General features: G+C 62.2%; 10 protein-coding genes. 5 read left to right on the top strand and 5 right to left on the bottom strand.

What is annotated here, in order from left to right; all coding sequences use genetic code 11:
* Positions 1 to 328 precede the first annotated feature (328 nt).
* The 5 genes from HUV26_RS09110 to HUV26_RS09090 form a co-directional block, all read right to left on the bottom strand.
* The gene (locus HUV26_RS09110; protein WP_174409801.1) at positions 329 to 1,411 is read right to left on the bottom strand and encodes a zinc-ribbon domain-containing protein; all 1,083 of its coding nucleotides are present in this window, start codon (positions 1,409 to 1,411) and stop codon (positions 329 to 331) included.
* Between the two features lie 421 nt (positions 1,412 to 1,832).
* Positions 1,833 to 2,453: a hypothetical protein gene (locus HUV26_RS09105; RefSeq protein WP_174409800.1), complete on the bottom strand. Its 621-nt coding sequence runs from the start codon at positions 2,451 to 2,453 to the stop codon at positions 1,833 to 1,835.
* A gap of 15 nt (positions 2,454 to 2,468) precedes the next feature.
* Entirely contained in the window at positions 2,469 to 3,455 is a 987-nt protein-coding gene (locus tag HUV26_RS09100; RefSeq protein WP_174409799.1) for a YIP1 family protein, read from the bottom strand.
* Positions 3,456 to 3,525: 70 nt separating this feature from the next.
* Positions 3,526 to 4,953 carry a glycosyltransferase family protein gene (locus HUV26_RS09095; protein ID WP_174409798.1) on the bottom strand — a complete coding sequence of 476 codons (1,428 nt, stop codon included), beginning with the start codon at positions 4,951 to 4,953 and terminating at the stop codon, positions 3,526 to 3,528.
* Positions 4,950 to 6,161 (bottom strand): glycosyltransferase family 4 protein, encoded by a 1,212-nt coding sequence (locus HUV26_RS09090; protein WP_174409797.1) that lies wholly within the window; start codon positions 6,159 to 6,161, stop codon positions 4,950 to 4,952. Before HUV26_RS09090 ends, HUV26_RS09095 begins: the two co-directional genes overlap by 4 nt.
* Before the next feature lie 316 nt (positions 6,162 to 6,477).
* Between HUV26_RS09090 and ahbC the strand changes: the two genes are divergently transcribed.
* From ahbC to HUV26_RS09065, 5 genes are all read left to right on the top strand, one after another.
* On the top strand, positions 6,478 to 7,662 hold the full coding sequence (gene ahbC / locus HUV26_RS09085) for a 12,18-didecarboxysiroheme deacetylase (RefSeq protein WP_174409796.1): 1,185 nt from the start codon (positions 6,478 to 6,480) through the stop codon (positions 7,660 to 7,662).
* A 160-nt stretch (positions 7,663 to 7,822) separates the two neighbouring features.
* Positions 7,823 to 8,815, top strand: coding sequence for a porphobilinogen synthase (gene hemB, locus HUV26_RS09080; protein WP_174409795.1), 993 nt, complete (start codon positions 7,823 to 7,825; stop codon positions 8,813 to 8,815).
* Between the two features lie 310 nt (positions 8,816 to 9,125).
* Positions 9,126 to 10,199, top strand: a complete 1,074-nt coding sequence (gene ahbD / locus HUV26_RS09075; protein ID WP_243451362.1) for a heme b synthase — start codon at positions 9,126 to 9,128, stop codon at positions 10,197 to 10,199.
* 26 nt (positions 10,200 to 10,225) lie between these two features.
* Positions 10,226 to 10,699, top strand: coding sequence for a siroheme decarboxylase subunit alpha (ahbA, locus tag HUV26_RS09070; protein ID WP_174409794.1), 474 nt, complete (start codon positions 10,226 to 10,228; stop codon positions 10,697 to 10,699).
* A gap of 187 nt (positions 10,700 to 10,886) precedes the next feature.
* The gene (locus HUV26_RS09065) at positions 10,887 to 12,836 is read left to right on the top strand and encodes a sensor domain-containing protein (protein ID WP_174409793.1); all 1,950 of its coding nucleotides are present in this window, start codon (positions 10,887 to 10,889) and stop codon (positions 12,834 to 12,836) included.
* Positions 12,837 to 12,840 lie beyond the last annotated feature (4 nt).

Genomic DNA, 12,840 nt, shown 5'->3' with positions numbered 1-12,840 from the left:
CGGGCAGACCCGGAACAGGGACGACTCATGGTGCAGCCGGTTGCCTAAGCAACCTCCGAACGGACAAGCCCTTGAACCGTATGATGAAACCATGCCCACCGCCAGCGGGCAAGGGGAAGAACCGGTGAGGTTTCGGGGGTGCGGCATACCCGCCTTCCCCTAATGTAGGGCAGCCAGAAACATCTGTCAGAAATATTGGCCAGGAATATCTGTCAGACATATCTGTCAGACACATCGGCCAGGCTCGACGATGTCGGCTAAGGCAGGAAGCAGGAGGAAAGGAAGAAAGGGGAAAAACCGGCAATCCGCAGGACTGCTGTAAAAAAGCCTACACCACGCCTGCATCGCGCATGACCACGAGTACGAAGATGAACAGCACCAGCAACAGCACGCCCAGCGCGGGCAGGATACGCCCATAGCCGGTACCGTAGGCGGCTTTAAGCCCCACGGCAATGAGCCAGAGCCGCACAAGGCCGCCCAGCAGGGTGCCCACCACCGGCACAAGGCTCAGCAGGTCTGCCGCGCCGGAATAGCACACCACACGCAGCGTGGTATTGGCGCTTCCACGGGTCACGCCTGTAAGCACAAGCACCAGATGCAGCACGCCTCCCAGCACATACAGGTAGAGCGTCATAATGACGGGACTGAACAGGAGAATGGCCGCAAGCTCACCGGGAGATTCCACGGCACCGGAAAAGGCTTCCGGCAGGATGGGGTTGCCCACCACGGTCTGCCACAGCGTTTCGGCAAGAATGCCGATTACGGAAACCAGCAGGTAATAGGCGAAGGGGTAGACAAAGGGGACGTCTTTGCCGAGGGAGGAAAAAAAATACTGCGGAGCCAGCAGAATCTGGCGGGTGGTCTCCACAAAGGCGGGGATGAATCCGGCTTCACGCACATAGGCCCACGGTTCCATGCGGGTGCCCTGTCCGGGGGCTGTGCGTTCCTCTGCCTCGCCTGTGCCATCCTGCCGCCGATGGAAGTCTTGCGGGGTGCGCTCTGCCTGGTCGGCGTTGCGGCTCCTCGCTTCTTCCTCATCCGGGGGGCGGCGGGCGGATACATCCGGCTGCCTGCCGCTGCTTTTCGGCATTTCCTTGTCCGCAAGCGGCTCAGAAGCCTGACCCGACATTGGGTCTGAAAGTGGGTCCGAATTTTGGCCGGAAATCTGATCGGAAATCTGGCCCGAAATCTGGTCGGAAATCTGGTCGGCCTCCCACTGAGTGGGCAAGGCATCCGCATCATCGCCGCGGGGTCTGTCCGATTCAGGCTCCAGCAGAAAATCGGCCTTATCCGGTTCCCGGAACCGGAATCTGGTCCCGCACTGCGGGCAGGTCGCCATGGTCAGCGAAGGACGGAGCGAAGCTTCATCCACCTCGCGGGAATAGGCGCACTCTGGGCAACGAATCTCCATACGGCATCCTTGGACAAGGGTATACAGCGGCCTGGGTCATCCGTATGCGACGAACCTGCAAACAGTCACGGGCATCGAACGCAATACGGCTTTTCCGCACGGCGTTCCGGCGGAGAAAGACTTGTACGGAAAAAACGTCCGGGGGGCAAACATCTTCCTGCCGGACACCAGTCCGCCGCATTTCCGGCGGCATGCGCCTGCAAATGGGAAAGACCATGCCCCCATACCGGACGATACGTAATGACACGTAATGATACGCAACGATACGCAATAATGCGTAATAATGCGTAATGATACGTAATGACGCCACCGTCCGCGCAAAAAACAGCCGGGCACACGCGTCACACAGCCATGCCGCCCCATGCGTCAGGAGGCCTGCAAGCCGGCGTGCACGTTCGCGCACAGGGGCCGTTCAGCAGTCTCACAGCGGGGGACGGTCCACCCAGCCGTTTGCCAACGCCACCAACCACGCAAACGCCGCCACATGCAGCGCCACCACCGGCAGCACCCTGTGCCATGGCGAGCCATGCCCGTAATGCAGCCCTGCTGCCAGCAATCCCAGCCACCATGTTGCCGCCACATACCCGCCGCCATAGGGCAGCAGCCGGAAGACCATGCTGCCCATGCAAAAGCAGGCGCATTGCAATGTCACGCCATAGCCCCGTTCGCCGGATTCTGCCAGCCACAGCAGTGCGTGCAGCACAGCCGCATACACCATGAGCAGTATAGGCAGCATACCGGGCACCAGCACCACCGCGCGGAACAATTCCTCTGCGCTCAACCTTGGGGGGAGAAACAGCACCAGCACCGGCAAGGGCAGCATGCTGTTCACTAGGGGAATAAGGGCGTACAGAAGCACCTGTTCCGCAAGGGGCACAAGAGCCGTCACGCCTATGGCAAAATGGATGGCCCGCCAGTCCACAGCACCCGTAAACGGCCTGCCGTACAGACGGGAGGGATGCCACAATGCGAAACGCAGGGTCTGCACAACCCCCTGCGCCCAGCCACGGACCTTGTGCGGCTGTTCTCCGGCGTCCGTCATGCCTGCCGCCAGCCGTTACGCACCACGGGAATAAACCACCACAAGTGCCACGACATAGAACGCCATAATGAACAGAAAGGGCATGAGCAGTCCGGCCGCAACGCGCCACACGTTTACCCCGTGGGCGTATTTCATGCCCACAACCAGCGCGTAAATGCCGAAAATAACCGCCAGATACTGCCCGATAAACGGCACCAGGTAGAACATGTTCGCGCTCAGGGAAAAGGCGACCACGTTGGCCGTTGCCCCGAATCCTCTTGGCGCGCCCTTCACAACACTCAATCCCGCGTGCAGGATGCCCGCCGACACAAAAAAGAACAGCGGCCCGAGCACCAGAACCACGGCCGTTACCCCCAGTGCCGCGCTCCATCCGGGAAAACCGCCTCCGGCAGCAGCCAGTGCCCCTTCCGAAAGGACATCCCCCAGAAAGGTATCCATGGCCCATGCCCACATCTGGGCGAAAAGAACGCCCAGCGCGGAACTGATGACATAGAATGTCATGGCTCCGGCGCGCTTCCAGTCATTGCCGGAGCGGGAAAAAAAGACCGGCGGGGCGGAGAGTACCTCGCGCACGGTATGGACAAAGGCGGAAGCCCAGCCTATCTGGCTGCGCCACGCCCACGGAATGCGGGGAAGCTCCGGCTGCGCGGTTCCGGGATTGCCGCCCGACTCCGCACCGTAATTCCCGTGACCGGCCGGGGCATTCCCATACGCACGGCCACCCTGCTCCTCGCGCCCGGCCTGTACGCCGGGGATTTCATACGGCTTTTCCGGGGCTGCCTGCTGCCCCGCCTCCGCATCCAGAAAAAATTCCCGCACCGCTCCGCCGGACAGTGCCGGGTCAGCCGGAACACCAGCCTGCTCCGGTTGCCGGAAACGGAACCTTTCCCCGCACTCGGGGCAGGTGGCATAGACCATTTCCGCCGGAATGGCGGCATCATCCAGTTCTTTGGAATACTCGCATCTGGGGCACCGTATCTGCACAAAAACTCCTTTCGGCAATCTGTTCTTCCTGCCGCCGGGATACTTCCGCCACAATGCGGAGTGCTTCCCCGTACGGGGCGTGTACCGTTCACACAGTGCCGGGCAGCACCAGACAGACCTCCCGGTCCGGTTTACACGCGGGGTCGCCTCCGGTCCCATGCTCCGTTGCGCCTATGGGCCCGGCATCCTTTTCCAGCGCGCGCAGCACAGCACACGGCACGCCGGGATATTCCTCATTCAGCCGGTGCATGCCCGTACGGCCTGCCGCATCGTCAAACACGCTCAGCCTGCCCGCCAGCGTCTGCGGGTCTTTCCATACGTGGCTGAAGTGGTCCATGTGCCCGGTAAGCATCACGGCGACAGGGCCGGACAGCCCGCGTACGGCCTCATGCACCTTGTTTTCAAATCTTGTCTGCGTGCCCGGACGCAGCAGCCGCAACTGCATGTCGGGCCACAGCCCGAATCCGGCACGGCAGGTCTGCGCATCGCCCACGCGGGTCCAGCGCGGAAAGGCAAACCCGCCCACGCTTCCTGCTTCCATGCCGGAACGGCATTCCGGGCAGGATGCCTGCCCCGCGGCGTGCACGGCCTGCTCTGTTTCCGCAGCTTCGTTCCTCTGCGATACCGCTCTGCGGAAGTCGGCTTTCATAAGCACCGGCAGTGCGTTCCACGTACCGGCAGGCAGGCGTTCGTCACCATCCAGAAAAAGTATCCACTCCGTATTGCAAAGCGCAAGCACAGAATTGCGCTGCGCGGCAAAATCTCCTTCAAGAGGCCGGGCACTGTGCCGCACCGGCACAGCACAGGCTGCGGAAACCGCTGCGGCGGCGGGAACCTGCGGGGCGTCCCAAACCACCACCACCTCGTGCAGCCACGCGGGAACCTGTGCAAAAAAATCTTCCAGCCCCGGCTCATCGGGGTGCACGATAAGTCCCAATGTCAAACTCGCCGTATGGCTCAATGGGTGCCCCGCTGTATGGCCCGATTCATTGTCCGCAGCATGGCCCAATTGATGGTCCGCACAGCAGAATACGGCATGCGCCCCCGCAAACAGCCTCTGCCACCGGCGAAGGGACTCCCGCTCATCTTCCGGCAACTGCGGATGCAGCATCATAGTCGCCGCGCGTGGGTCCAGACCCGCCTGCGCCAGCAGCACCAGCACTGCCCATGGAGAGGCATCCGCCACCAGCCGGTGCCTGCCCGCACGCTGCCACCAGCCGAGCCGCCCCTGCTGCATGGCCTGCCGTACACGCTCCGGCTGCAACTCCACAACGGTCATGGTCACGCCGTCCGGCAACGTGTCGGCAAGGGCATCGGCCAGCAGCCCGTCACCCGCCCCCAGCAGCAGGAAATGGGGCCTGCCCGCACGCTCTGCCACGCGCAACGCCTGCCGCACGCGTCCCGCGAGCATGGCCTGTGTCTGCAATGCCTGCGGTTCTGCCGCAGGCAGGACAGCCGCTCCCAGCCTGAACGGCAGTACCGCAGCGGTATACGCATGCAGCAGATCACGTATCATAGCCCACTCCCTCGCAAAGGCTCCGCGCCGTCTTCCCTGCTGTCCGAGGCCCGTACGCCCTGTCCGGCCTGCCCGGCATGCCCGGCCTGCCCGGCATGCTTGGCCTGCCCGCCACCCGCCGCCGGAAAGAGCAGTGAACAATACACCGCCTCAAGCTGCGCTGTTACGGTGCGCACCCGGAACAGCCGCCGGGCCTTGTCTCTGCCCGCACTTCCCATACGGCGTGCCTCATCCGGATTCCGCAGCAGCCACAGCACCGCCTGCGCATACTCCTCAGCCGTGTCCGCCACCAGCCCGGTTACGCCGTGCTCCACCAGTTCCAGTTGGGCATTATCCCGCATACCCCGTGCCGGATGCGTGACAACGGGCAACCCGCAGGCCATGGCTTCCGCAATGACCAGCCCGAAGCTCTCTCCCGCGTCATTGGCGTGCGCCAGCAACGATACGGAATTGAAAAACGCCGCAAGACCCGCCTCCGTAAGCACAGGCGGCAGAAATTCCACATGGTCGGCAAGATTGTTTTCCGTCACAAACCGTCTCGCCTGCTCAATGCCGCCGATGATGCGGTAACGGCACTGCGGCAGGGCGCGCACCACGGGCGGCAGAAAATCCAGCGCCAGCGGCGACCACTTGCCGGGGTCGGGCCGGGAAATACGCCCTATGACAGGCCGGGCATAATCCCTCTCTTCCGGTGCAGGTGTATGGTCTGCAAAAAAGTCGGTATCCACAGGATTGTAGACCACATGGTAGCGCGGCGGCACCGTGGCAATGCCGTGTTCCGCCGCATACCGCCTTGCGCAGAAATGCGAAACGAAGAGTGTGGCGTCAATGTCCGCCGCTCCCGGCGAGGGGTCGTGCCTGCCGAAGACGTTGGTTTCCACCAGCACCACCCGCCTGCCCGCACGCAGGGCGTTACGCCGGTAAAGCCGCAGGGGCCGCAGCGCCTCCGGCTCTGCCCAGCCCGCCCGGTGTACATGCACCACCTGCGGGCCGAACCGCTCCAGCACCCTGCCCGCGTCCGCCCCCACAAAGGTGGGAATGCCTGCCTCGCGCAGCAGTGCACCCCGCGGGCCGTCCTCTGCGGCAAGCACGGCGGTCTGAAACCGGGTGCGGTCCAGATGCGCGGCAAAAAGCTGCATCACCTTTTCCGTTCCTCCGGTTCCAAGGCTGCCTGCCACATGCAGCACTCTGACGGTATTTGCGGTCATGCATACCCTGTAACGCCAACCGCCCAGAATGAAAAGGGCATGTGCCCGTGCGCCCGTAACGCGGGGCGGGAAAAGCCTTTGCCCTGCCCTGCGGAGTCTGGTACAGGTGAAAGCCCGTCCGGTCGGCCCGCGCATGCCCACCGGGATTTTCCCGTCCCGGCGGCGCACTTGCCAAGGGCATTATAGACGTTATATTGCCTGACGGGGCTTTTTCGCGCATCCCCGTGTTTACGGAGGGAGGCCCGCCCGCCGCCGATGCGTTGTCCGCGCGGCGGCCGGACCTGCGGCTCCCATCCAGCATGTATAAGGAGTTACGATGATCGGTATTTCCAAACTCTACTGTGGTCAGGTAGAACCGTCTGACGCACTGCGCTACGGTCGCCATTCCGGGAAGCTCCCCTCCCACCTGCTCCAGTTTTCCGCCGACAAGAAGCCTGTTGTCGTCTGGAACATGACGCAGCGCTGCAATCTCAAGTGTGTCCACTGTTACGCCCACGCGGTGGAACCGGAAGGCAAAGACGCCATCAGCACGGAAAAGGGCAAGGAAATCATCCGCGACCTCGCCCAGTACGGCGCACCGGTCATGCTCTTCTCCGGCGGCGAACCGCTGGTGCGGCAGGACCTTGTGGAGCTGGCGAAATTCGCCACCGATCAGGGCATGCGCGCTGTTATCTCCACCAACGGCACGCTCATCACCAAGCAGAAGGCCAAGGAACTGAAAGAAGTGGGCCTCTCCTACGTGGGCATCTCGCTGGACGGCATGGAAGAGGTGCACAACAAGTTCCGCGGCGTGCCCAACTCCTTCAAAAAGGCGCTGGAAGGCATTGAAAACTGTAAGGCCGAAGGCCTGAAGGTGGGCCTGCGCTTCACCATCAACAAGCGCAATGCTCCGGAAGTGCCCAAAATTTTTGATCTGGTGAAGGAACTGGAAGTTCCCCGCATCTGTTTCTACCATCTGGTCTATTCCGGGCGCGGCTCTGAACTGATCAAGGAAGACCTGGATCATCAGGAAACCCGCGTCATGCTGGACCTGATTATGGACCGCACCCGCGCCCTGCACGATGCCGGCCACCCCAAGGAAGTGCTCACCGTGGACAACCACGCAGACGGCCCCTACGTGTGGATGCGCATGCTGAAGGAAGACCCCAAGCGCGCGGCGGAAGTGTTTGAACTGCTGCAGTTCAACGAAGGCAACAGCTCCGGGCGCGGTATAGGCTGCATAAGCTGGGACGGCTCCGTGCACCCCGACCAGTTCTGGCGGGAAAAGGTGTTCGGCAACGTGCTGGAGCGCCCCTTCTCGGAAATATGGGACGACCCGAACATTGAACTGCTCGCCAAGCTCAAGGACAAGAAGCAGTACGTGAAGGGCCGTTGCGCCACCTGCCGCTTCCTGAACATCTGCGGAGGCAACTTCCGCGCCCGTGCGGAAGCCTACTTTGGCGATGAGTGGGCGCACGACCCCGCCTGCTACCTTACCGACGACGAAATCCGCCCCGAATAGGGCGGTATATCCGATGCACTGCGCCGCCGGCGGGTAGAGGAATCCGCTTCCCTGCCCGCCGGTGCCCTTTGGAACGCAAACAACAGAACAGCCCCTGCGTGTTCCGCAGCCTGCGGACTGAACTCCCGCCCGGAACACCAACACGCCAAGGAGCCGATACGTGGCAGAATTCTTCCGTGGGCGGCGTCTGCGCCGCACCGCCGCACTCCGCGAAATGGTCAGGGAAAACGAACTGCGCGCGCAGGATCTCATCATGCCGTATTTCGTGGTGGATACCGGGGACGCAACCTTCCGCAAGCCCATCTCCTCCATGCCGGGGCAGTTCCAGCTTTCGTTGCAGGAATTCGAAAAACAGGTCGGCAAGGCCGTGAAGAACGGCCTGCGCGGCATCATTCTCTTCGGCATTCCCAAAAAGAAAGACCCCGCAGGCACGGAAGGCTACGCGCAGGACGGCATAGTGCAGCGCGCGGTGCGGCTGTGCAAGCAGCGCTGGCCTGAACTGGTAGTGATTACCGACGTATGCCTGTGCGAATATACCGACCACGGCCATTGCGGACTGGTACGCAAGGAACGCGGCATAGCCACCGTGGAAAACGACGCCACGCTGGAGCTTCTGGCACGCACGGCGGTTTCCCATGCCGAGGCGGGCGCGGATATCGTGGCCCCTTCCGACATGATGGACGGGCGTGTCATGGCTATACGCGAGGCACTGGATGAAGCGGGCTTTACGGAAGTTCCCGTCATGTCCTACGCGGTGAAATACGCCTCGGCCTTTTACGGTCCGTTCCGCGAGGCGGCGGAGTCTGCTCCGCAGTTCGGCGACCGCAAGACCTACCAGATGGACCCCGCCAACAGCCGCGAGGCCCTGCGCGAAGCAACGGCAGACGTGCTGGAAGAGGCAGACTTCCTCATGGTAAAGCCTGCGGGTCCGTATCTGGACATCATCCGCATGGTGCGGGACGAATTTGATCTGCCCGTTGCCGCCTATCAGGTGAGCGGCGAGTATTCCATGATCATGGCCGCCGCCGCAAACGGCTGGGTAAACGGCGATGCCGTTGCGCTGGAATCGCTGCTGGGCATTAAGCGCGCCGGAGCGGACATTATTATTTCCTATTTTACCGAAGACCTGCTTGAGCGGGGGCTGGTGAAGTAACATGCACGATCAGAACGAATCCGGTTGCGGCTGCGGCCACGACAAAGAAGCTTCGGGCGCGGAACAGAAACGCGAGCACGTGTGCTGCGGCAAACATAAGGGGCCGGACGGCAGCGGCTGCGGCGGGCACCACGCCCGGCAGCAGGGCGGGCATGCGGCCAGCCAGTTTGCGGGACACGCGCAGGCGCAGTTCGGCGGGCATCAGGACGGACATCAGGGTGCACAGTCCGCAGGACATCCTCAGGGGCATCCCCAAGGGCGTCCCCAAGGACATCCGGGCGGCGCAGCCCATGCCGGCGGCCTTGCCGGCATGAAGGCCCGCACGCTGGAAGACGGAACCCCCGCCTGCAAGCTCATCGCCTGGGAAGTAACCCGCTCCTGCAACCTTGCCTGCAAGCACTGCCGTGCAGAGGCGCACGAGGAACCCTACCCCGGCGAACTCTCCACAGAAGAAGCCAAGGCGCTTATCGATACCTTTCCGCAGGTGGGCAACCCCATCATCATCTTCACCGGCGGCGACCCCATGATGCGCAAGGACGTGTACGAGCTTGTGGCCTATGCCACGGCAAAGGGCCTGCGCTGCGTCATGTCGCCCAACGGCACCCTCATCACGCCGGAAACGGCGCAGATGATGAAGGAATCGGGCGTTCAGCGCTGCTCCATCTCCATAGACGGCCCCGGCGAAGAATTCCATGACGACTTCAGGGGCGTTCCCGGCGCGTTTCAGGCCTCCATGCGCGGCATCCAGTACCTGAAGGACGCAGGCATAGAGTTCCAGATAAACACCACGGTCACCCGCCAGAACCTTCCCTACTTCAAGGATATCTTCAAGTTGTGCGAGTCGCTCGGCGCGGCGGCGTGGCACATCTTCCTGCTGGTTCCCACCGGGCGCGCCGCCCAGATGGGCGCAGAGGTCATAACGGCAGAAGAGTACGAAGAGGTGCTCAACTGGTTCTACGACTTCCGCAAAACCACCGATATGCACCTCAAGGCCACATGTGCCCCCCACTACTACCGCATCATGCGCCAGCGGGCGCGCGAGGAAGGCATTCCCGTCACGCCGGAAAACTTCGGCATGGACGCCTTCACAAGGGGCTGCCTCGGCGGCACGGGGTTCTGCTTCATCTCGCACGTGGGTCAGGTGCAGCCGTGCGGCTACCTTGAGCTGGACTGCGGCAACGTGCGCACCACTCCCTTCCCGGAAATCTGGCGCTCGTCCGAACCCTTCCGGCAGTTCCGCACCAAGGAAGAATATGAAGGCAAGTGCGGCGTGTGCGAATACCACAACGTGTGCGGCGGCTGCCGTGCGCGCGGCTATTCCATGAAAGGCTCGCACATGGCGGAAGAACCGCTGTGCAGCTACAATCCGCGCAAGCGCGGCTGATTGAACCCCAAGCAAACGAGGCAGCCATGACCCGCCAGACGGATGCAACGCTCGACGCGCTGGACCGCAAAATTCTCACCATCATCCAATCCGGCTTTCCGGTGGAACCCCGCCCCTACAAAGTCATAGGCGATGCGGTAGGCCTTACCGAATCAGAAGCCCTTGCCCGCGTGCGCTCCATGAAGGAACGCAAGATCGTGCGCCGCATGGGGGCCAACTTCAACTCCAAGGGGCTGGGCTGGCGCTCCACCCTGTGCGCCGCCAAGGTGCCCCCGGAAAAGATGGACGCATTCGTGGCAGAGGTGAACAGCCACCCCGGCGTAACCCACAACTACCTGCGCGACCACGACTTCAACATCTGGTTCACCTTCATCGGGCCCAACTGGGATACGGTATGCTCCACGCTGGATGCCATATCCGCCAAAACGGGCATTGAGATTCTGAACCTGCCCGCCAAGCGGCTGTATAAGATCAAGGTGGACTTCAACCTCGACGAATAATAAAACACCGCCGATTACCACTGTTACGACGGTTACTACGGCTATGACAGTTACTGCAGCCCGCCCTTCGAGCCTTTGGAGGGCGGGTTTTTATCGCCGCGTGCCGGTCTTTCTCTTGGGCTATCATTGTCATTCCCATCTGTTTCTGCAAGGATGCATGCGTACACCTCCAGCCTACAGAGGTTCCATGCCATTCCCATATCTGCCACGCCTTGCGCCCGTTGCCGCCACTGCCGGCCTTGCTGCCAATGCCTGTCTTGCCGGAATGGCGCGGGCGGACGATGCCCTGCTCTATGCACAGGGGGATGCGAAGGGCATAACCCTGTCCCTGCTGCTTCTTCTGGCAATCATCGGCCTGCTGCTGACCGTGCAGCGGCTGCGTACGCACAGAAACATCTCCGCCAAACTACGCGAAACCCTCAGGCAAAACGAAGAGGCACAACGCGAACTGCACGCCGCCAAGGAAAGTTACAAGGAACTGTACAACTTGGCGCTGGTGGCCATTTTCCGCACCTCGCTGGACGGCGACCGGTTCATCTCCGTGAACCAGACCGGGGCAGAACTTATGGGCTACTCCTCCCCGCGCGAGCTTATGGCCTTCGGCATTCCGCGCCTAGCCTACGTGCAGCCCGAAGCGCGGGAAGCCCTGACAGACGCTCTGCTCAGAACAGGCAAGGTCTCCGCCTTTCCCGTCAGCCTGCGGCGACGCGACGGTTCCACCTTCGAAGCCATCGTCTCCGCCACCCTGCATCAGGAGGCAGGGTTCATCGAATGCTCCGCGCAGGACGTAACCACCATCAAGCGGGCCGAACAGCGTATCGCGGAAAGCCGCGACTATCTTCAGGCCGTCATAGACGCCATGCCCATTCCGGTCTTCGTCAGAAATACGGAAGGCATCTTCACGCTGGTGAACGACGAATTCTGCACCCTTGCCGGTCTGCCCCGCGAGGCCATTGTGGGGCAGCAGCCCTTGGCCATTCTCCCTGCGGAGATTGCCACCCATCAGGAACAGAGCGACAGAACCCTGCTGCACGCCCGGGGCAAGGCCTCCATACGCATGGAAACCACATGGCAGAGCACTGTGCCGCCACGCACAAGCCTTATCTACAAGGAAACCCTGTTCAGCAAATCAGGCAGCATCATGGGCATTGTGGGTGCTGTCATAGACATCACCGCCCGCAAGCGTATGGAAGAAGCCCTGCGCAGGGCCGAGGAGCGCTACCGCAATATCTTCATGTCCGCCGTGGAAGGCATATTCACCTCCACGAGCGAGGGCGTTTTTCTGGACGCAAACCCCGCCATGGCGCGGCTCTACGGCTACGATACGCCGGAAGAGATGCTTGCAGCAGTGCACAACATAGCCGCCGAGCACTGGGTGCAACCGGAACTGCGCGCCGTCATGCTGGCCCAACTTGCCGAATCAGATTCCCTGCAGGGGCACGAGGTGCAGATTCGCCGCCGCGACGGGCAGACCATATGGGTTGCCCTCAGCCTGCGCGGTGTTGCGGATATATCGGGCCGCATCGCCTTTTTAGAGGGCATTGCCATGGACATCACGGAAAAGAAGCTCTCCGCGCTGGAACTTTCGCTGCGTGCGTCCACCGATCCCCTTACCGGACTCGATAACCGGGCGCAGATGGAAGCCTCCTTCGAGCGTATGATCGCGCAGGCAAAACGCTCCGGCGAAAAGCTGGGAGTGCTGTTCATCGATCTGGACGGCTTCAAGCCCATCAACGATACCTACGGACATGATGCGGGCGACACCCTGCTGCGCGAAGTGGCAAAGCGCCTGCGCGGGCGCGTGCGGGAGGCGGACATTGCCGCCCGCATGGGCGGGGATGAATTCGTGGTGGTGCTGTGGGATATAGCAGACATGGAAACGCTCTACCGCACCGGGCGCACCCTGCTGGAAGAACTGAACGCGCCCTATCTGTGGGAGGAAACGCCCCTGCGCATAGGGGCGAGCATCGGCGGCTGCCTGTACCCGGACCACGGCAGTTCCGTTTCCGAGGTACTGCGCTGCGCGGACAAAGCCATGTACACCATAAAGCAGTCCGGCAAAAACGCCCTGCGCATCACGCAGGAAGGCAACGCCACCTGCCCTGCCACCCCTGATCAATTCTGTGATGAACAGTGAAGGA

Origin of the sequence: Desulfovibrio psychrotolerans, from assembly GCF_013340305.1 — a bacterium.
GTDB classification, from domain to species: Bacteria; Desulfobacterota; Desulfovibrionia; order Desulfovibrionales; family Desulfovibrionaceae; genus Halodesulfovibrio; species Halodesulfovibrio psychrotolerans.
The sequence above is the reverse complement of the archived record's forward strand: the minus strand, read 5'-3'. Positions and strand labels throughout refer to the sequence as shown.